18 protein-coding genes are annotated in these 20,469 nt (G+C 67.7%); 12 read left to right on the forward strand and 6 right to left on the reverse strand.

Annotated features, from left to right (window positions below; all coding sequences use genetic code 11):
- Positions 1 to 11 precede the first annotated feature (11 nt).
- Both ACM6JT_RS31465 and ACM6JT_RS31470 read left to right on the forward strand, forming a co-directional pair.
- Entirely contained in the window at positions 12 to 1,061 is a 1,050-nt protein-coding gene (locus ACM6JT_RS31465) for a patatin-like phospholipase family protein (protein WP_414857886.1), read from the forward strand.
- A 138-nt stretch (positions 1,062 to 1,199) separates the two neighbouring features.
- On the forward strand, positions 1,200 to 1,739 hold the full coding sequence (locus tag ACM6JT_RS31470) for a hypothetical protein (protein WP_414858015.1): 540 nt from the start codon (positions 1,200 to 1,202) through the stop codon (positions 1,737 to 1,739).
- Between the two features lie 70 nt (positions 1,740 to 1,809).
- On the opposite strand, the gene ACM6JT_RS31475 is transcribed toward ACM6JT_RS31470, so the two are convergent.
- Both ACM6JT_RS31475 and ACM6JT_RS31480 read right to left on the reverse strand, forming a co-directional pair.
- Positions 1,810 to 4,236 (reverse strand): hypothetical protein, encoded by a 2,427-nt coding sequence (locus ACM6JT_RS31475; RefSeq protein WP_414857887.1) that lies wholly within the window; start codon positions 4,234 to 4,236, stop codon positions 1,810 to 1,812.
- A 38-nt stretch (positions 4,237 to 4,274) separates the two neighbouring features.
- On the reverse strand, positions 4,275 to 5,837 hold the full coding sequence (locus tag ACM6JT_RS31480) for an SLC13 family permease (RefSeq protein ID WP_235212579.1): 1,563 nt from the start codon (positions 5,835 to 5,837) through the stop codon (positions 4,275 to 4,277).
- 156 nt (positions 5,838 to 5,993) lie between these two features.
- On the opposite strand from ACM6JT_RS31480, the gene ACM6JT_RS31485 reads away from it, so the two are divergent.
- The 3 genes from ACM6JT_RS31485 to ACM6JT_RS31495 all read left to right on the forward strand — a co-directional run bounded on the left by ACM6JT_RS31485 (position 5,994) and on the right by ACM6JT_RS31495 (position 9,831).
- Complete coding sequence (locus ACM6JT_RS31485) at positions 5,994 to 6,779, forward strand: GntR family transcriptional regulator (RefSeq protein WP_414857888.1); 786 nt, start codon at positions 5,994 to 5,996, stop codon at positions 6,777 to 6,779.
- A gap of 368 nt (positions 6,780 to 7,147) precedes the next feature.
- On the forward strand, positions 7,148 to 8,503 hold the full coding sequence (locus tag ACM6JT_RS31490; RefSeq protein WP_034184630.1) for an MmgE/PrpD family protein: 1,356 nt from the start codon (positions 7,148 to 7,150) through the stop codon (positions 8,501 to 8,503).
- Positions 8,500 to 9,831: an LLM class flavin-dependent oxidoreductase gene (locus tag ACM6JT_RS31495; protein ID WP_414857889.1), complete on the forward strand. Its 1,332-nt coding sequence runs from the start codon at positions 8,500 to 8,502 to the stop codon at positions 9,829 to 9,831. Before ACM6JT_RS31490 ends, ACM6JT_RS31495 begins: the two co-directional genes overlap by 4 nt.
- Before the next feature lies 1 nt (position 9,832).
- On the opposite strand, the gene ACM6JT_RS31500 is transcribed toward ACM6JT_RS31495, so the two are convergent.
- Genes ACM6JT_RS31500 through ACM6JT_RS31515 form a run of 4 tightly spaced genes read right to left on the reverse strand, consistent with a single transcriptional unit; the run spans position 9,833 to position 13,007 of the window.
- Entirely contained in the window at positions 9,833 to 10,672 is an 840-nt protein-coding gene (locus ACM6JT_RS31500; protein WP_034184628.1) for an amino acid ABC transporter ATP-binding protein, read from the reverse strand.
- Positions 10,659 to 11,444 carry an amino acid ABC transporter permease gene (locus tag ACM6JT_RS31505; protein WP_006481076.1) on the reverse strand — a complete coding sequence of 262 codons (786 nt, stop codon included), beginning with the start codon at positions 11,442 to 11,444 and terminating at the stop codon, positions 10,659 to 10,661. Before ACM6JT_RS31505 ends, ACM6JT_RS31500 begins: the two co-directional genes overlap by 14 nt.
- Entirely contained in the window at positions 11,434 to 12,168 is a 735-nt protein-coding gene (locus ACM6JT_RS31510) for an amino acid ABC transporter permease (protein ID WP_046423283.1), read from the reverse strand. The genes ACM6JT_RS31505 and ACM6JT_RS31510 overlap by 11 nt, the downstream gene beginning before the upstream one ends.
- Complete coding sequence (locus ACM6JT_RS31515; RefSeq protein WP_414857890.1) at positions 12,165 to 13,007, reverse strand: transporter substrate-binding domain-containing protein; 843 nt, start codon at positions 13,005 to 13,007, stop codon at positions 12,165 to 12,167. Before ACM6JT_RS31515 ends, ACM6JT_RS31510 begins: the two co-directional genes overlap by 4 nt.
- Positions 13,008 to 13,421: 414 nt before the next feature.
- On the opposite strand from ACM6JT_RS31515, the gene ACM6JT_RS31520 reads away from it, so the two are divergent.
- From ACM6JT_RS31520 to ACM6JT_RS31550, 7 genes are all read left to right on the forward strand, one after another.
- Entirely contained in the window at positions 13,422 to 13,622 is a 201-nt protein-coding gene (locus ACM6JT_RS31520; protein WP_243567052.1) for a hypothetical protein, read from the forward strand.
- Between the two features lie 14 nt (positions 13,623 to 13,636).
- Positions 13,637 to 14,554 (forward strand): AEC family transporter, encoded by a 918-nt coding sequence (locus ACM6JT_RS31525; RefSeq protein ID WP_034184623.1) that lies wholly within the window; start codon positions 13,637 to 13,639, stop codon positions 14,552 to 14,554.
- A 323-nt stretch (positions 14,555 to 14,877) separates the two neighbouring features.
- Entirely contained in the window at positions 14,878 to 15,681 is an 804-nt protein-coding gene (locus ACM6JT_RS31530; RefSeq protein WP_414857891.1) for a transporter substrate-binding domain-containing protein, read from the forward strand.
- 4 nt (positions 15,682 to 15,685) lie between these two features.
- Positions 15,686 to 16,420 carry an ABC transporter permease gene (locus ACM6JT_RS31535; RefSeq protein ID WP_414857892.1) on the forward strand — a complete coding sequence of 245 codons (735 nt, stop codon included), beginning with the start codon at positions 15,686 to 15,688 and terminating at the stop codon, positions 16,418 to 16,420.
- Positions 16,417 to 17,184: an ABC transporter permease gene (locus ACM6JT_RS31540; protein WP_414857893.1), complete on the forward strand. Its 768-nt coding sequence runs from the start codon at positions 16,417 to 16,419 to the stop codon at positions 17,182 to 17,184. The genes ACM6JT_RS31535 and ACM6JT_RS31540 overlap by 4 nt, the downstream gene beginning before the upstream one ends.
- A gap of 27 nt (positions 17,185 to 17,211) precedes the next feature.
- Positions 17,212 to 18,594 carry an LLM class flavin-dependent oxidoreductase gene (locus tag ACM6JT_RS31545; RefSeq protein WP_414857894.1) on the forward strand — a complete coding sequence of 461 codons (1,383 nt, stop codon included), beginning with the start codon at positions 17,212 to 17,214 and terminating at the stop codon, positions 18,592 to 18,594.
- A 357-nt stretch (positions 18,595 to 18,951) separates the two neighbouring features.
- Positions 18,952 to 20,460, forward strand: a complete 1,509-nt coding sequence (locus ACM6JT_RS31550; RefSeq protein WP_414858016.1) for a sugar ABC transporter ATP-binding protein — start codon at positions 18,952 to 18,954, stop codon at positions 20,458 to 20,460.
- Positions 20,461 to 20,469 lie beyond the last annotated feature (9 nt).

The following is a 20,469-nucleotide window of genomic DNA, read 5'->3' on the forward strand; positions in this document are numbered from 1 at the left end:
GGGAGACGGGCATGACAACCACGCACGCAAGACGCCGCAATGATGGACCGCGCAAACAGATCGCACTGGCTTTGCAGGGGGGCGGGATGCACGGCGCCTTTACCTGGGGTGTGCTTGACAGTCTGCTCGAAGACAGCAGGCTCGAAATAGAGGGCGTCAGTGCAACCAGCGCCGGCGCGATGAACGCGGCTGTACTCGCATACGGGCTGCAAAAAGGCGGCGAAGACGGTGCGCGCCAGGCACTGCACGACTTCTGGCGGGCAGTCGCGCAATCGGCGGAACGCTACAACCCGCTGCGTTGGGTGCCCTGGCTGAAGGGCACGCACAGCTTCGGGCTCGATCATTCGCCGCTGTATGCATTCGCCGACATGATGCTGCGCGTTTTTTCGCCCTATCAGTTCAATCCGAACAACCTGAACCCGCTGCGCGAAGTGCTCGAAAGCCAGGTCGATTTCGACGCGCTGCGCAAGCACTGTCCGATCCGGCTGTACCTGTGCGCAACCAATGTCGAGACGGGGAAAATACGCATCTTCACGGGACAGGATGTCAGTGCAGACGCGGTACTTGCATCGGCATGCGTGCCGACACTGTTCCAGGCGGTCACGATCGATGGCGAGTACTACTGGGATGGCGGTTACATGGGTAATCCGGCCATCTATCCTCTCATCTACAATTGCGCGACGCGCGACGTCGTGATCGTGCACATCAATCCGCTCGTGCGCCGCGGCGTGCCGGTCACGGCTGCGGAAATTCTCAACCGTATCAGCGAGATCAGTTTCAACTCGTCGCTGATGCGCGAGATGCGAGCCATCTCGTTCGTCACCGACCTGATCCGGCAAGGCACGATAAAACGCGGCGAGATGAAGGAAATGCTGATCCATTCCATTCGTGCCGACGACGCTCTGTGCGCGTTGAGCGTATCGAGCAAGTACAACGCGGATTGGGGATTTCTCAGCGAACTGCATGACTACGGGCGACGCGAAGCGGATACGTGGCTCGCGCATCACTACGGAAACATCGGACAGCGGTCGAGTATCGACATCCGCAGTGAATTTCTCTGAGCGCATCGCGCTAATGTCGGCACCGGGCGATCATGCGCAGCCGTCCCGGGCCAAGGAGCGAACGTGAACCGGACGCGGGCGCGGTTCGTCGCGTTGTGGTCGTGCAGCGGCGGGACACATGCCGAGGATGTCTATCGCATGCTGGCGCGATGCTATATGGAGCCGGCGCGCCATTACCATACGCTCACGCATGTACGGCGATGTTTGCGTCATCTCGACCTGGCGCGCGACTCGATTCCCGAACCGGACGCCGTCGAGCTCGCGCTCTGGTTCCATGACGTGATTTTCGTTCCGGGCGCACAAGATAACGAGCCGCGTAGCGCGGACTGGTTCAGACGCCAGGCAGGGGAGCGAATCCGCGCGTGCGACCGTATCTGCGCGATGATTCTCGCGACGACCCACTTGGGGCTTGCCGCAGAACTGGATACCCGTTTCGTGTGCGATATCGACCTGGCAGTGCTAAGCGCTTCTCGCAGCCGGTTTCGCGAAGACGGCCGGCGCCTGCGGGCAGAGCGCCCCGATCTTGACGACCGGGCTTACGACCTTCATGAACGGACGATTCTTCGCGGGCTGCTCGCACGCCCGCGCATCTATCTGACGGATTTCTTCTACACACGCTGCGAGACGCGAGCGCGCAGAAATTTGAGCTGGCGGCTGGGCTTGCCGAGTCCGGAATAGCCAGGACAAGCTGCGGCGAACCAACGAAGGGGGCTAGCAGCGCATGCGGCTGGTTAACCGCCCCCTCAAATCATTTTGTTGGAGCTTCCTGGTCGAACGTGATGAACTGCGCCGACGACCACGCCTTGCTGTCGTTGCGCTGCCGTCCGAAGAAATACACGGGACGGCATCCGAACGGCGCATTGCCGGGCGCCACGTCGATGCTGCCCGCGAGATCGACGGGCAGCGGCCGGTCGGTCAGCCGCTCGACCGCGACGAACAGCTCGGTGCCGCCGAGCGCATGCGTTGCCGCGCCGCGCGCGAGCAGTTCCGCGCCGCTGATTTCGAAACGGAACGCGGGCGCATGCACGAACGGATTGCGCTGCAGCGGATCGCCGACCTTGGCGAAGCCGTCGATCGTGCCTTCGACCACGATCGTCGCGGCGGCGAGATTGCCGACGTCGAGTTCGATACTGTCGGCATCGCCGTAGGTGTCGCTGCGGAACTCGACGTCGGTCGCGCCGGTGCGCCATGCCGATTCCTCGACATGCTCGAACCCGTTCGATCCGAACCGATGGATCGTGCCGTTGACGATGCGGATCCGGCCGCGCCATGCGGCCCAGCGGTAGCGATCGCGAATGCGCGCGCCGCCCCAGCGGACACGAATCAGGCGCTCGGCGTAACCGAGTTCGGCATGCAGGTCGCGCTCCCACAGCAGGCCGTCGTGATCGTAGGCGGCCACGTATTCCCAGCCCGACTGGCCGAGCAGCCGGTAGTCGAGCCGCGCGGGCCCGCGGTGCGTAAACGCGTCGCCTTGCCAATGCTCGCCGCAGCGCACGAGCAGCGCGCTGTGCTCGCCGGTGGTCGCCCACGTGCGGCGCGCGCGCAGCGCTGCGCCGACGCTTTTCCGGTCGAGCGCGGGCGCGAGCACGCCGGTCAACCCGCCGTGCACGCCGAACACCTGCACGCCGGGCGCGCCGCCGCCCGGCCGGCCGCGATGCTCGTCGCCGCTGGCCGCTACGCCAAGCCGGTAGCCGCGCGCGATCACGTCCTGGTACAGCCAGCCGAAATGCCCCCATGAGGACGCGATCTCGACGAGCCGCTCGAGCTCCGGATGGTGCCAGTCGGGGATGTAGCGGCGGCCGCCGACATGCGGCATCACCAGATGCTGCGCGGCATCGTCCGCATAAGCGTCCCACAGTTCCTCGACGGGCCAGCGGCCGAGTTCGACCGCATGGCCTTTCATGTCCTCGTTCCAGACGAGCGTGCGGTTGTGTTCGCCGCGCGCGTTGTACGGGAAATCCGGCCGCGCGTCGCCGAGGAACACGACGTTGTGGTCGCCGCCCGCGGTCGAGCTGCCGCACCATTCCTGCACCGGATAGACGACGAAGCGGCCGGGCTCGTTGAAGCGCTCGACCGCATCGACGCCGAGCTGCCAGTTCTCGTCGGTGATCTGGAAATCGTTCGCCGTGTAGCCGAGCACGTCGATGCCGCCGATGTCGCGCGCATAGCGCGCGTTGTATTCGGGGCTGTTGGTGCCGACCGTGTCGTGCGCATGGACGTGCAGGTCCGCATACAGCGCGCGCGGCGCAGGCAGCGACGCGTCGACCGTGAGCCACGCTTCGGCCGCGCGCACGTCGGGCCGCGCGGGCATGTCGGCCACGATGCGCAGCGTGCCCGCATCGGTCGGGAGGTCGTCGAGCGCGCCGCTCGCGAACCCCGCGTCGGGCAGCGCGTGCTCGCGCCGGTAGACGGCTTCGCCGCGCGCGTCGTACGCGGTCACGCGTACCGCGCCGCCGACGTCGCGGCACGCATTGCCCCAGCGGTCCTGCAGCGACAGCCGGAACGGCGCGCGCGTGCCCGGCTGCACGAAGCGCGGGCCGTTCAGCAGCACGTCGGCCGGCGCGCCGGCGCGGATGTCGATCGATACGTCGCCGGGCACCGCGACGAAGCGCGACGTGCCGAGCGGATCGACGTAGAGCCGGAAGCGGAAGTTGTCCTCGGCGAAGGTCTGCACGCGCGTGCCGGGGCCGCGGCGGCGGTCGCCGAGGCGGATCACGATCCGGTCGCCCGCATTGACGTAGCCGTCGACGACATCGACGATCACGGCTTTCTGGAACGGCCGCTCGTGCCCCTTCTGGTCGAAGCGCACGTTCAGCGCCTGCACCGTGGCCGGGCTCTGGCCGGGCACGAGCGGCGCGGCGTGGTATTCGGCGCTGATGTAGTTGGCCGCGCTCGGATCGCTCGTCTGGAACAGCGCCCAGTCCGAATAGAACTTGAAGGTGGCCTTCAGCCAGCCGCCGTCGGCGATGCCGGACGAGCCGACCTCGTAATCGAGCACGATCTCGCTCCATTCGCCGGCTTCGACGCGCGCGACATTGCATTGCACGCGCCCGGCGAACGGCAGGCGCTTGTGGCGTTCGTACAGGCCTGCGGGTGCTACGTGCGGGCCGAGGCGGTCGCGCAGCGCGGCGGCGCGGGCATCAACGGTATCGAGGACGTCTTTGGATTCGTTCATCTGGAATGCAAAATGATGTCGATGGAAAGCGGCGTGCTTCAATGCGCGAACGGCCAGGGCGCGCTCGCGTCCCAGACCGGGACACCCATGTACGCGTACCACGGCGCGATCACGCAGAGGCCATAGACGATCGCGATCAGCACCGACACCACGCCGACCTTCGCGTAGTCGGCCGTCGAGAATGCGCCGCTGCTGTATGCGATGACGCCGGCGGTGATCTGCGTCGGCAGCAGGTACGCGAAGCTGTCGGTGTCGCTGACGAGCATCGTGAACGCGACCGGATGCAGCCCGAGGCGCGGTGCCAGCGCGAGTGCGATCGGCGCGATCATCGTGACGGCCGCGACGTTGGACAACATGCCGATGCGGATCACGTGCGTGCCGAGCATCACGATCGCGATCGTGAGCCACCAGCCGTGCCCGCGCGCGGCGACATAGATGTGATCGGCGGCCCAGCTCGCGAGGCCTGACGCGCTGATCGCCGCCGACATCGACAGCGCACCGGCCAGCAGGAACAGCGTGCCCCAGATCGTGCGCTGCTCGACTTCGGCCCAGCCGAAGCGCAGCACGCCGGGTGCGAACAGCAGCGCGAGCGCGATCAGCGCGACGATCTCCGACGGAAGGTGATGGAGCGGCTCGGTCGCCCACAACACGGCGACGGCCGAAAACAACGCGAGCACGGTCCAGTCGTTGCGTGTCGCCGGCGCCTGCGCGCGGCGCATCGCCGCGATCGCGCCGCGGCCACCGGGAATCGCGATGGCGCGCGAGCGGAAATAGAACTGCACCCAGCCCTGCGTGATCGCGAACATCCCGAGGTACGGCCACTGCAGCTTCAGCCACGTGAGATACGAGATCCGGATGCCGAGCTGTTTCTCGAGCAGCCCGGACACGACCATGTTCGGCAGGTGAGCCGTCAGGATGCACATGCCGCTGATCATCGCGCCGTACACGAGCGTCTGGATCACGATCGCCTTTCTGGCGGCGCGCTCGCGCGGCGATTCGCCGAACAGCCGGACGATGCCGTTCGTGACCGGCAGCAGCGTGGCCGCGCGCGCGTTTGCGGCGGGCACGACGAGCGCCATCACGCAGTTCACTGCGAACATCGCCCAGATCACGCCGTTGGCGGTGCGCACCTTCAGGCGGTCGAGCAGCAGCAGCGCGATGCGCCGGTCGAGGCCGCACGCCTGCATGATCGCGGAGAACAGGAACGCGGCGAGGCACAGGAACACGACGGGCGCGGCGAAGCCGCTGGCCGCCTTCGGAAACGACGGGCTCGCGTGCGACAGCACGAGCAGCATCGGCAGCAGGATGCCGCTCACGCCGACGGGAATCGCATCGGTAATCCATACGATCGCGACCCACGCGACGACGGCGAGCGTCGCGGTGCCTTCCGCGGACAGATGCGCGGGCGCGGGCAGCCACCACGCGATCGCGAAGAATGCCAGCCATGCGGCGACGAAGCCGATCCGTGCCCGCCATTGCGTAGCGCGTCCGTGCGCAGCCGCGTGCGGATCGGCCGGCGCGTGTGCCGCTGGTTCGGCCGGTGGCGGCCAGCCTGCACGCGTGCCATCGAGCGGCGGCGTGCCGATTGCGTTGTCGGTCACTGGTATGCTCCCCGTGCGTCAGGCCCTGCAGTGGCGGACCGGATGTCTGTCGAGATGTCATAATACGTATTAATACAAGTTGGGCGATCCAATTGCTTTTCATATCGATATCGGGAATCGCGCATAGCGCGGGCCGGGCACGGAAGGGAAAAACCGATGACGTTGGTACGTGACGATGCGACGTCGCTCTACGAGCAGATCGCGGCGACGCTGCGCGATGAGATCGAGCAGGGCATCTACGAGCCGACCGGCAAACTGCCGTCCGAGGCGCAACTGAGCGAGCGCTTCTCGGTGAGCCGCGTGACCGTCAGGCTCGCGCTCGATCGCCTGACCGACGCTCGCATCGTCGAACGCAAGCAGGGCAAAGGGACCTTCGCCGCGAAGCAGCGGCTGCGGCATCGGCTCGACGTGCTGCGCGGGCTCCACGATTCGATCGCCGGGCAGGGCGCACGCGCACGGATGGAATTGCTGCGAATGGAAACATGTGACGTACCGCCGGGCTTGCAGCAAGTATTCGCGGCCGACGTCACGCGCTGCATTTATCTCGAACGCCTGCACTGGGTCGACGACGAGCCGATCGCGCTCGCGCAGACCTGTCTGTTGCCTGAGGCACGTGACGTCGCTTATGCGCAGGCCGATAGCATGCCGACTTACGAACTGCTGGAGCAGTTGCTCGGCTGGCGCATTGCCGACGCCGACATGTCGGTGACGGCCGTGGCCGCGCCGGACGATATCGCCGCCCTGCTAAAGACCGGCAAGCAGGGGCCGTTGCTGGTGTTGCGGCGTACGTCTCGTCTGGCTGACGGCCGCACGTGCGAGTCCACGCTGTTTCATATTCGGCCGGAGCGCTTCGACCTGGTCGTGCGAAGCGGTGTCGAAGCACGATTTGTCGCCTGCGGCGCGCCTTCCGTCGTGGATCATGGCGATGGCGCCGCGCAGTAAATCGATTGGACAGTGCATTCAGACGCCTGGGAAATCCCGTCCTGATTCAGCTTTCCAATTGATTCTTCCTTGGAATTTCGTCGTTCCGCCATGTCGGCGGCACGGCTCGTGTCGACTGCCGACCTGACGCATCACGGCAGCAGCAAGCTGCCGGTCGGCAATCACCCGGTTCATCGACAGCGTCATGCACGGAGCGAAGTTATCTGGCTCCCCTCAGGCAGCGCTGAATACGCGATATAGAAAGCTCGAATACTTGGTTGGGCCCGTGCGAATGCTTCGCTAGTATCCGACGCTCCCATCGGAGCCGGAACCGGAAGGATCCGGCTGCGCCGCCCGTTGCGGCATTTCGCGACTTCCCAACTGCCGACATGTCTTCCCACTCGATTCCCGACGGCATCACGCGCCGGCTGGCCGCAGCGATCGCGTGCGCCGCGCCCGCGCGTGATCCATCCGCCATCGCAGCCGCGCGGCGCGGCCTGCTCGATTTTCTTGCCGCCGCGTTCGCCGGCGCGCGCGACAGCGGTTACCGCAAGCTGCTGGCGGTGTGCGGCCGCGATTCGGCCGGGGCGGCAGCGGTCATCGGTCGCGCGACTCCGGCGTCGCCGCACGATGCGGCACTGCTCAACGGCTATGCAGGCCACGCGCTCGACTACGACGACGTGCACAGCAGCGTGCGCGGCCATCCGGGCACCGTGCTACTGCCGGCGCTGCTCGCGCTCGCGCAGGTGCGCGCACGCAGCGCGCTGGACCTGCTCGACGCATACGTCGTCGGCGTCGAGACGATGGCGCGGGTCGGTCTCGCGCTCGGCAGCCGCCACTACGAACTCGGCTTCCACAACACCGCGACACTCGGCACGCTCGGCGCGGCCGCCGCCGCGGCACGTCTGCTCGGGCTCGATGCGGCGGCCACCGACAACGCACTCGGCATTGCCGCGACGCAATCGGCCGGGCTGCGGCTGCAGTTCGGCAGCGAGGTCAAGCCGTTGCACGCGGGCCTGGCGGCGCGCGCGGGCCTGTTCGCCGCCGAACTCGCGGAGGCGGGACTGGCCGGCGCACCGGGCGCACTCGACGGCCCGGAAGGATTCTTCGCCGTGTTCGGCGGCGGCGCGGCGCAGCCGGCGCGCGTGCTGGCCGACTGGGGCGCGCCGTGGCAGATCGTGTCGCCCGGCCTGTACTTCAAGCCGTGGCCGTGCTGCACGGCAACCCATTACGCGGTACAGGCCGCGCTCGATCTGCGCGCTCGCCACCGCATCGTGCCGGCGGACATCGATGGCATCGCGGTCACCTTCCCGCCAGGCGGCGACACGCCGCTGTCGAACCGGCTGCCGGCAACCGGCCTAGAAGCACGCTTCAGCGTGGAATACGCGGTGGCCGCCGCGCTGACGGACGGGCCGCCCGGTGTCGCGACGTTCGCCGACGTGCCCGTGCGCGACGACCTGATCGCGCTCGCCGCACGCGTGACGCGGCGCCACGATGCCGCGGCGCCGCGCGCGTCGACCGATCCCGCGACGCGCTTCTCGGTCGTCGAGATCGCGCTTCGCGGCGGCGACACGCTGCAGCGGCGCACCGAGCGCCTCGTCGGCACCGACGATCTCGCCGCGAAGTTCGCGGATGCAACTGCCCACGATCCCGCGCTCGCGTTCGTGCCGGAACTGATCGACACGATGCGAAGCACGGCCGATCTCGCACGCCTTTTCCATACCTTTACGTCGCTTCAATCATGAGCACCGATCGCAGCACACCTTCCCGCCGCCAGATGCGCCTGGGGCTGTTCCTTCAGGGCGCCGGGCACCACGTCGCCGGCTGGCGCCACCCCGACGCCGAATCCGGCAGCGAGAACTTCGACCTGCTGCGCCGCGTCGTGCAGACCGCCGAGCGTGCGAAGTTCGACACGGTCTTCCTCGCCGACGGCCTGACGAGCGGCCCGGACGCGCACCCGTCGATGGCGATGCGCTTCGAGCCGCTGAGCCTGCTGTCCGCGCTCGCGATGCATACGCGGCACATCGGCCTCGCGGCGACCGCGTCGACGACGTACAGCGAGCCGTACCACATCGCACGCGTGTTCGCATCGCTCGACCACCTGAGCGGTGGGCGCGCGGCATGGAACGTCGTGACGACCTCGTACGACCGCACCGCGGCGAACTTCACGCGCGGCAACCATCCCGATCACGCGCAGCGCTACGAGATGGCCGGCGAATTCGTCGACGTCGTGAAAGGGCTCTGGGACAGCTGGGACGACGACGCGGTCGTCAGGGACAAGGCGCGCGGCGTATATTTCGACCCGGCGAAGGTGCACGTGCTCGATCACGCAGGACGCTTCTTCAACGTGAAGGGGCCGCTGAACGCGTCGCGCCCGCCGCAGGGTCATCCGGTCGTGATTCAGGCCGGCTCGTCGGGCCCCGGTCAGGAGCTTGCCGCGCGCACCGCTGAAGTGGTGTTCACCGCGCAGCAGACGCTCGAGGAAGCACAGGCGTTCTATCGCGACCTGAAGGGGCGGCTCGCGGCATACGGCCGCGCGGAGGACGCACTGGCCGTGATGCCGGGCGTATTTCCGGTGATCGGTCGCACCGAGCAGGAGGCCAAGGACAAGTATGCGCAGCTCCAGCAATGGACGGACACGTCGGGCGCGCTGACGCTGCTGTCCGACCGTCTCGGCCACGACGTGTCGAAGTATCCGCTCGACGGCCCGCTGCCCGACTTGCCCGAATCCGATCAGTTGAAGAGCCGCGCGAAGCTGCTGACCGATCTCGCACGCCGCGAGAACCTCACGCTGCGCGAACTCTACTATCTCGTCGCCGGCGCACGTGGGCACCGGATCGTGTGGGGCACGCCGACGCAGGTCGCGGACGCGCTGGAGGAATGGTTCGAGGGTGGCGCCGCGGACGGCTTCAACATCATGCCGCCCTACTTCCCGGGCGGACTCGACGATTTCGTCGAGCATGTCGTGCCGGAGTTGCAACGGCGCGGCTTGTTCCGCACCGAATACGAGGGCACGACGCTGCGCGACCATCTCGGGCTCGCGCGGCCGCCGAGCCGCTACGCAGTGCGTTGACTCAGACCGCGAAGCGCGTCAGGTCGAGTGCGATCGGCGCGCTGTCGCGGCTGGCGTGCGGGCTGCCGGCCGGGCCGAGCGCATGCGCGAGGAAAGCCCGCGTGCGCGTGCTTTGCGGCGCCCGGAACAGTTGCGTGGCCGGCCCGTGCTCGACGATCACGCCCGCCTCGGTGAAGTAGACGACGTCGCTGATTTCCTCGGCGAACCGCATCTCGTGCGTGACGAGCACGCAGGTCATGCCGTCGCGCACGAGATCCCGGATCACCGCCAGCACGTCACCGACGGTTTCCGGATCCAGCGCGGACGTCACCTCGTCGAACAGGATCAGGTCGGGCTGCATCGCGAGCGCGCGAGCGATCGCGACGCGCTGCTGCTGGCCGCCCGACAGCTCGCCGGGGTACGCATGCGCCTTGTCGCCGAGGCGCACGCGTTCGAGCAGCGCGTGCGCGGTGCGCACGGCTTCGGTGCGATCGCGGCCGAGAATCCTGACCGGCGCGGCGACGAGGTTGTCGAGCACGCTCAGGTGCGGAAACAGGTTGTACTGCTGGAACACGAAGCCGACGCGCTTGCGCAGCGCGATTTCGTCGCGCTCCGATGCGAGCCGGTCGACGCGCGTGCCGTCGACGTCGATCAGGCCGCGCTGCGGCCGCAACAGCCCCGTGATGCAACGCAGGATCGTCGATTTGCCGGAGCCGGACGGACCGATGATGGACACGGCCTGGCCGCGGTGCACGTCGAGATCGATACCGCGCAGCACGGGCGTCGTGCCGTAGGACAGATGCACGTCGCGCAGGCGGACGAGCGGCTCGTCCGCGCCGCGCGGAGTTTCAGTGGAATGCATGACGTCGTTCGAGAAGGCGGGTGAAACGGGCAATCGGGTAGCAGTACGCGAAAAACAGGCCGAGTACCGTGAAATAGACGACGACGGTGAAGTCGGCGCGCGCGACGGTATTGCTCGCGACCTGCGCGGTGTCGAGCAGGTCGTGCACGCCGACGAGCGACGCGAGCGCGGTGGCCATCGTGATGCTCGCGTACAGGTTCATCCACGGCGGCAGCATGCGGCGCACGCATTGCGGCAGGATGATCCAGCGGAACACCTGCACGCGGCTGAACGCGAGCGAGCGTGCGGCGTCCCACTGCGCATGCGGAATCGACTGGATCGCGCCGCGGAAGATTTCCGCGAAGTTCGCGCTCGCCGGCAGCGCGAGGCCGAGCGTCACCTTGAACCAGTCCGGAAACGGCAGCGACGCATGGCCGAACCTGATTTCGAACGGGAATACATACGTCGAGAAATAGATCAGCACGAGCAGCGGCGCATTGCGGAACACCTGCACGTAGGCGCGCGCCGCAACGCGTGCGATGCCGAGCCGCGACAGCGTCAGCGGGCCGAGCACGAGGCCGGCGAGCGTGCCGAGCGCGATCGCGAGCGCGCTGATGCCGATGTTGACGAGCATCGCGTTGCCGAGCGCGGGCAGCCACGTGACGAGCGCGACGAGCGTCGGATGGCGGCGACCGGCAACGGCCAGCGCGACGACCGCCAGCGCGGCCAGTGTTGCCGCGACCGCGGGCCAGCGCACGAGGCGCGCAGGCGAAGCGAGCGAGTCAATGGCCATAGCCGGGTATCCTCAAGCGGTGTTCGAGCCAGCGTCCCGCGAGGTTGACCGTGAACGTGAGCGCGCCGAAGAAGAGCAGGATCAGGATCATCAGCTCGAGCACGTTGTCGCGCTGCGTCCAGATCATGATCGACGCATAGGTGACGTCGCCGACCGCGATCGCCGACGCGACCGTCGTCATCTTCACGAGGTCGACCAGGTTGTTGACGAGCGCCGGTAGCGCGAAGCGCACCGCGAGCGGCAGCTGCACGTGCCAGAGCCGCTGGCGGCGGCTGTAGCCGAGCGACTGCGCGGCTTCCAGCGTGGCGCGCGGCACCGCTTCGAGGCCGGCGCGCAGCGCTTCCGCATGGAACGCGCCCTTGTGCAGCGAGATCACGATCACGCTCCAGATGAACGGCGTCAGCGGATTGCCGCCCAGATCGCGCAGTGCGGCGCTGATCAGCATGTTGACGACGAGGAATGCGCAGAACAACTGGACGAGCGTCGGTGTGTTGCGGGTGACTTCGACGAATGCGCGCGCAGGGCGCGCCAGTGCCGCGCTGGGCGACACCAGCAACGCGGCGAGCGCGACACCGCAGGCGAGGCTGCCGAGCGCGGTCGCGATCGACAGTTCGAGCGTCACGCCCATCCCGTGCACGAACGACGCGCGTTCGTCCGGGGCCAGCACGAAGCTGTAATCGAGGCCGAGCTTGCGGAGCGCATCGACTGCGGCGGCTGCCGTCATGTGCGCTGTGCCTTGAGCTTCGCGTTCAGGTCGAGCACGCCTTGCGACGGCGTCATGCCGTTCCTGCGCTCGACGTCGAGCAGCCAGCCGCTGCGATGCCAGTCCTGGACGATCCGGTCGAGCGCGTTCTGCGTATCGGTCTCGCCCTTGCGGACCCAGATCACCGCCGGCGACGGAATCAGGTCGGTCGGCAGCGGCGTCGCATAGTCCTTCCAGTCCGGATTGCGCGCGACGAGCATGCGCAACGTCGGCGCGACGTGCACGGCGGCCACGCAGTTGTTGCCGCGAAGCGCGAGCAGCGATTCGGGCTGGCCGCGGAACGCCTTCACCTGCGCGCCGTATTCCGTCGCGAGCGGCTTCGTGTAGTTGCTGCCTTGCGACACGCAGACCGGCTTGCCGCGCACGTCGGCCCAGGTCTTGATGCCGCTGTCCTTGCGCGCGATCAGTGCGCCGCCGATGAACTCGAACGGCGTCGGCGCATACGACAGTATCTCCGCGCGCTCCGTCGTCAGCTCCATGTTGGCGATCAGTGCGTCGACCTTGCCCTGCTGCAGGAACTGCACGCGGTTCGACGGCTGCACCGGTGTCAGCTCGACGTCGACGCCGAGCCGCTTCGCGACGTCGTTCGCCAGATCGACGTTGAAGCCGACCGGCTTTTGCGTCGCGGGATCGAGCGAGCCGAACGGCGGCCCCGACAGGATCACGCCGATCGCGATCTTGTGACGTTGATGGATGCGGTCGAGCGTGCTGTCCGCGCGAGCAACACCGGAAAAAGCGGCAAGAAGGGCGGCGACGAGCAGCGCGTGGCCCGACGTAGTGCGAAACGATCTGCTGAACATGGGAAAGAGGGACGTTGTTTGGGTGAAGCGGGGCGGCGCGTCGCGCGCCCGGTTGTCGGGAGCGTGTATTTTCTGGATGCGGTACGCATCCAAGAACCAAGAAATTCTCATACCGTTATCTGGTCCTCCGATTTACGCAGAGGAACACGACGCTCCCGCGGCCGGAATGGCGATGTGGCGGAGGGCTTTCACCAGCATGGGCGGCGACGATCTTCGTGAATCAGTGGTCCGCTCCTGCTACGCGGCCCGGCGTAGCGAGGCTGGAGGCGCGCGCCGTTCTGCCCTCGCGATCGTCCGATCATCCCGACGGTTGTCTAAATTACCTTTGGATCTGGATTTCGTATTTTTTATTCTTTTTATGAATTTCACGGTTCTGTCATATTTCTGGGCACCGCCTTTAATCGGACGAGAAAAATGTCAAAGACCACCATCGTCGCGACGATCGGGCCCGCGCCGAATACCGCTGAAACGCTGCTTGCGCTGCACCGTGCGGCGATCTCGCGCGACTACCTGCTGTTCGCGCGGGCCGGTGCGCCGTTGTACGAGCGCGCAATGGCCGCATTCATCGGCGTCTATCGCGCGGTCGTGCTGGCGAAGACGCTGGTCTTCGCGTGACGGGAGCGCAACCGATGCAGAATGTCCTGACCGCGCTGGTTCCGATCTTCGTGCTGATCCTGGCGGGATTCGTGCTGCGGCAGCGCCGCCTGCTGCCGGACGAATTCTGGTTGCCATGCGAAACGCTGAACTACTACTACATGTTTCCCGCGCTGATGTTCAGCCAGGTCGCGAAAGCCAATCTGACGCAGTTTCCGGTGCGGCCGATCGCGATCGCGATCCTCGGCGCGGTGGCCGCGAGCGCGGCGCTGCTGTATGCGTGGCGCGCGTGGAGCCGGCAGCCGGGGGCGGTGTTTTCGTCGGTGATCCAGGGGGCGTTACGGCCCAATACGTATGTGGGTGTTGCCGCGGCCGCGGCGTTGTATGGCAGCGTCGGTCTCACGCTCACGTCGATCAGCATCGCGGTCGCGATTCCGCTGCTGAACGTCGCGTCGATCATTATCCTGATGCAGCACGGCCGTGGCGGCGCACCATCGGCATCGCAGATCGGCGGCGCGCTGCTGAGGAACCCGGTCATCATGTCGGTCGTGCTCGGCGCCGCGTTCAATCTCGGCGGGCTGGGTTTGCCGGGCGTGGTGGCGAGCGTGCTGTCGATTCTCGGCGCCGCGTCGCTCCCGCTCGGACTGCTCGCGGTGGGAGCAGGCCTCGACGTGAAGGCCGCGAAGGCGGCGCGCGGCCCCGTGTTCCAGTCGTCGGTGATCAAGTTGCTGCTCGTGCCGCTGCTGACCTTCTGGATCGGTTTCAGCCTCGGCATCCGGGGCCCGGCACTCACGACGATCGTGCTGTTCAATTCACTGCCGTGCACACCGTCCGCGTACATCATGGCGAAGCTGCTCGGCGGTGATCACCGATTGTCCGCCGGCATCATTACGGTACAGACGGCGCTTGCTGCGGTCACGATGCCGTTGGTGCTGCTCGTGTTCCACGGCTGAACCGGGTTCGCGCACGCTTCGGCATGGCGAAAAGCAAAAGGCCGGCCGGGTTGCACCGACCGGTCTTTTGCATTTCCGATGGCCGTATTTGCGGAGGCCAGGAGGGGGAGTTGGTCGAGCGAACGGCACCTCGATACTGGATTGCTGGAGCGCCTCCGGATCCGGGCCGGCGGCGACAGGTGCATCAAGCGCCGCATATCGCCGGATCGGATATCGATCGCAAAAATAACCATTTGGTACACGCGTCGGCACGCATTACAGTCTCGCCTCCTGCTGCCGGCCGCGACGCCGGTGATTCCGACGTTATTTCAGAAGTCAGCCAAATGAATCGTTTGATGCGTTCCAGTGTCCGCGGCGCCGCGGCCGCGCTGTTCATGCTCGGCGCGGCGTGCGCCGCCCACGCGGCTCAACCGACGCTGCGCGTCGGCATCGACGCCGAGTCGTATCCGCCGTTCTTCTCGAAGGACGCCACGGGCAAGTGGAAAGGGTGGGAAATCGACGTGCTCGAGGCCGCGTGCGGCAAGCTGAACGTGCGCTGCGAACTCGCCGACATCGCGTGGGACGGCCTGATTCCGGCGCTGCAGAACCGCAAGATCGACGTGCTCTGGTCGTCGATGACGATTACCGGCGAACGGCAGAAGGCGATCGACTTCAGTCGTGCGTACTACGAATCGCCGACGGTGTTCGTCGGCGCAAAAAGCGATCGGCGCCGCGTCGATTGCGCGGTGCCCGCGAGCTTCAAGGGCCGCGTGATCGGCGTTGAGGCCGGCACCAATTTCTCGGCCTTCCTCGATGCGCGCTTCAAGCAGGACGCGCAGATCAAGGCCTTCGACAAGTTCGACAACGCGCTCGCCGATCTGGTCTCCGGCCGGGTCGATTACGTGCAGGAAGCGAAGGGCCTGTTCACGGCGTTCCTGTCGTCTCGCGACGGCAAGGATTTCGAGGTCAAGGCCACCTGCGCGGACAACCCGGTGCTGGGTCTCGGCATCGGCGCGGGCGTGCGGCGCGGCGATGCGCTGCGCGACCGGCTGTCGGGCGCGATTGCGCAACTGCAGCAGGACGGCACGTGGGATGCGATCACCGCGCGCTATCCGAACCTGAAAGGCACGATCGAGAAGGGCCGCTGAACCGATGGCCGCGGACGATTCGCTGCTGGCGCTGCTCGCATTCGGCGACGGCGGTTACGGCCGCATCTTCGCGAATGCATTCGCGCTGACGCTCGGCGTCGCGGCCGCGTCGTTCGGCGTCGGCACGCTGCTCGGCATCGCCGGCGCGCTCGGCAAGCTGTCGCGGCACGCGCCGCTCGCGTGGCTCATCCGGCTCTACACGACACTCGTGCGCGCGCTGCCCGAGCTGTTGTGCCTGCTGCTCGCGTTCTATGCGATCGCGCCCGCCGTCGAAGCCGTGCTGCGCCGCGGCGGCCTGGTGCCTGACGGCTTCGCGTTTCCGCCGTTCCTCGTCGCCGCACTGTCGCTCGGTTTCATCCAGGGCGCCTATCTGACCGACATCTTCCGCGCGGCGCTCGTCAATGTTCCGGTCGGCCAGATCGAGGCCGCGCACGCGTACGGGATGACGCCGTGGCAGACGCTGATGCGCATCCGGCTGCCGGCCGCGGCGCGGCTCGCGCTGCCCGGTGTCGGCAACGTATGGCTGAACGCGACCAAGGATGCGTCGTTCATCAGCGTGCTCGGATCGTTTACGGATCTGCTGAAGGCGAGCCAGCTCGCCGCCGGCGCGACCCGGCACTACGTGTTCTTCTATCTGGTCACGGCGGCGCTGTTCCTGCTGCTGAGCGTCACGTCGACGGGGCTGTTCGCCGCGCTCGAACGGTACGCGAACCGTGGCGCAACGAGCGCAACCGCATGAGCTTCTCGCTGCCGTTCCTGCTCGATACGGTGATGCCGAAGCTGCTCGCCGCGGTGCCGACGACGCTCGCGCTGATGCTGTTGTCCGGCACGGCCAGCGTGCTGCTCGGCATACCGCTCGCGCTCGCCGCCGGCGCTCGCCACGCGCCGCTTCGCTGGTCCGCGCGCGGCTGGATCATGCTGATTCGCGGCACGCCGCTGCTGGTGCAGCTTTATCTGCTGTACTACGGATTCGGCCAGATCGTGCCGCGCGAATGGATGCGCGACAGCTGGGCGTCGCCATTGTTGCGCGATGCGTTCTGGTATGCCGTCGTCGCGTTGAGCGTAAATGAAAGCGCGTATGTCGCGACGATCCTGCGCGGCGCGATCGCCGGCGTGCCGGCCGGCGAGATCGAGGCCGGCTACGCGTACGGAATGACGCGCGCCGGCGTGCTGCGCCGCATCGTCGGCCCGCGCGCGTGGCGGCTCGCGCTGCCCGCGCTCACCGGCGAAGCGATCCTGCTGCTGAAATCGACCGTCCTCGCGTCGACCATCACGGTGTTCGACGTGATGGGCACGGCCAACACGCTGCGCTTCGAGACGTTGCGCGTGTACGAGCCGCTGGCCGGCGCGGCGCTCATCTATGTCGTGCTGGTCGCGCTGCTGACGATTCCTGCCGCCCGTCTCGAGAGACGCCTCAACCGCTACCTGACGCGCGAGTCGGACGACCGCGCACCCGCGCGCGTACGTAACGCGTCGTCGGGCGTGTGGGCGGCACCCAACTGATTCCCCTGTTCCGCATTGAGCATGACGATGTCCGATCCTCGCCCCCTGCTGTTTTCCCTCTATGAACAAGCCAGCGTCGGCTGCGGCGGTGCGCCGAGCCTCTGGACCCATCCCGCCGACGAACGGCTGCGCGCCAATACGCTCGCGTACTGGTCGGACCTCGCGCGCAAGGCCGAGCAGGCCGATCTCGACATGCTGTTCTTCGCGGACGTGCTCGGCCTGTACGACGTGTACGGCGGGTCGGCCGACGCAGCACTGCAGTGGGCGGTGGAGTCGCCCGCGAACGATCCGATGATGCTGATCCCGGCGCTCGTCGCGCAGACCGAGCGGCTGGCGTTCGGCGTGACCGCGAGCACGACCTACGAGCATCCGTTCGCGCTCGCGCGCCGCTTCAGCACGCTCGATCACCTGAGCAACGGCCGGATCGGCTGGAACATCGTGACGTCCTACCTGACGAGCGCAGCGCGCAATTTCGGGCTAGACCGGATGATCGGCCACGACGAACGCTACGCACGCGCGGAGGAGTTTCTCGATGTCGTGTACAAGCTGTGGGAAGGCAGCTGGGCGGACGACGCGGTCGTCGCGGACAAGCACGCGCCGCGCTATGCGCGCGGCGACCGCGTGCGGCCGATCGCGCACGAAGGCGCGCACTATCGCGTGCATGGCCCGCACGTGTGTGCGCCGTCGCCGCAGCGCTCGCCGGTGCTGATTCAGGCCGGCTGGTCCGGGCGCGGACGGGAATTCGCGGCGAAGCACGCCGAAGTGGTGTTCGTCGCGAAGTCGAATCCGCACGAGATCCGCGCAGGCCTCGACGAGATTCGCCGGCTTGCAGTCGAAAACGGCCGCGCGGCGGACGACGTGAAGGCGCTCACGGTGCTGCGGATCGTGACGGCGCGCTCGTCGAGCGACGCGAAGGAGAAATACCATGCGCTGCAGCAGCACTATCACCTGCAGGCGCAGCTCGTCAGCTACGCGGGCGACACGGGCATCGACATCGATCGTTATGCGGACGACGAGCTGCTGACGACGCAGACCGAAGGGCTGACGTCCTACGTGGTGCGACCGGACGGCAGCGGCAAGCCGCTGACGGCCGGCGACGTGCGGCGCAAGTTCGCGAGCGTTACGCGCGGCACCGACCTGATTCTCGTCGGGTCGCCGGATGAAGTCGCGGACAGGCTTGCCGAGCACGCGCAGCAGTCGACGACGAGCGGCTACATGCTCAATCCGCTGATCAGCCCCGGTACGCTCGACGATTTCGCCGAACTGATCGTGCCGGAATTGAAGAAGCGCGGCCTGTACCGGACGCAGCCGCCGAGCGGGACGTTCCGCTCGCGCCTGGGCGGCGGCGATCGCCTGGCGGACAGTGCGTATGGCGCGTCGTTCCGGCAGTCCGCAGCGGCCGGGCGCTGACGGTCGACGGATATCGATTCCGCAAAACATTGGTAGGGCCGCGCGATGCCGGGCGGTAGAGTCGACTATCCGGTCGCGGACCGGCCGCATCGGGAGCAGCAGGCGCAGCATGCGGCCGTCCCGGCGGAACGACGAACCTGGGAGTTGCCTGACATGAACCGCGAGGTGCCGTTTCATCCGGAAGCAGGTTGCGCCGACTCGAAGCATGACGGCGAGCGTTTCGTATCCGCCTGCGGGAGCGCGATCGAAGGGCGGCCGTTCGCGAGCGATGCCGAACGCGGCTTCGAATGCGAACGGCCGGCCGGACGGACGGCGGCACGGCTTTCCGAAGCGGCACGGGCGTCGGCGGGCACGACCATGAGCGCAGGCGCCGCAAATCGACCGCGCCGATCACCGGCGCCGCCCGTCCTGAGCGCCGCCGGCATCGCGAAACGGTTCGACGCGACCGTCGCGCTGGCGGCGCTCGACCTGTCGATCGGCGCCGGTGAAGTCGTCGCGCTGATGGGCGCGAACGGCGCCGGCAAATCGACTTTCGTGAAGATCCTGAGCGGCGTGATCCGGCCCGACGGCGGCACGTTGACGCTGCGCGGCGCACCCTATCGGCCGGCTTCGCCGCACGCGGCGAAGCGGCTCGGGGTCGCCACCGTGCACCAGTCGGTCGCCGACGCCGTCGTGCCGACGCTGTCGATCGCCGACAACCTGCTGCTCGACCGGCTGTGCGATCCGGCCTCGCCGTGGCGCGTGCCGCCGGCCGCGCGGCGCGCCGCGGCGCGGCCGCTCGCCGAGCGCGTCGGGCTCGACGCCGATCTGTCGGCGCCGCTCGCGTCGCTGTCGCTGGCCGATCAGCAGCGCGTGACGCTGGCGCGCGCGCTCGCAGGGCAGCCCGGCCTGCTGATCCTCGACGAGCCGACCGCGAGCCTGTCCGCGCCGGAAGCGGAGCGGCTCTTCGGGCTGCTGGACGCGTTGCGCGACGACGGCGTCGCGATCCTGCTGGTATCGCACCGGCTCGGCGACTTGCGCCGCATCGCCGATCGTGTGGCGATCGTCCGCGACGGCCGGATCGTCGCCGATCTGGCCGCGCCGGTCGACCTCGATGCCGCGGTGGAAACGATGATCGGGCGGCCGTTGCCGAAAGCGCGCGCGGCTGACGCGGGCCGCGCCGCGTCGTCGCCCGAAGCGGGCCTCAGCCTGCGAAACCTCCGGCTGTTACCGACCAGCGCGCCGTTCGATCTCGACGTTCGGCGCGGCGAGATCGTCGCGATCGCGGGCCCGGTCGGCGGCGGCAAGTCGCGCCTTGCCAATGCGATCTTCGGCGCAGTGCGCGCGGCCGCCGGCGAGATGACGCTCGACGGCCGGCCATGGCGGCCGCGCTCGCCGGCCGACGCCATTCGCGCCGGCGTGTTCCTGGCCGGCGAGGACCGCTGGCGCACGTCGTTGTTTCCCGACAGCGTGCCGTTCGCGTCGATCGCCGGCACGATCAGCTTTCCGTTCCTGTCGCGCTGGTTTGCGGGCGGCGCGCTGCGGCCGGCCCGCGAACGCGCCGCCGCCGCGGCCGCGATCGCCGCCTTCGGCATCCGCTGCACGGGCCCGGACGACCGGCTCGTGCGCCTGTCCGGCGGCAACCAGCAGAAAGTCGTGCTCGCGCGCTGGCACGCGGAACGCGCGCGGCTGTTGCTGCTCGACGAACCGTTCCAGGGCATCGATGCCGGCGCGCGCGCCGATATCGTCGATACGCTGCGGCGCCACGCGCACGAGCGCGCGACGCTGGTGTTCGTCAGCGATCTCGAAGAAGCGGCCGAAATCGCCGATCGCATCGTGCGGTTCGATCGCGCCACGCTCGACCATCCGCTTTCGTCTTTCTCCTGAATGACTGCG

Source organism: Burkholderia sp. IT-111MI5 (assembly GCF_949752865.1).
Taxonomy (GTDB): Bacteria; Pseudomonadota; Gammaproteobacteria; order Burkholderiales; family Burkholderiaceae; genus Burkholderia; species Burkholderia pyrrocinia_C.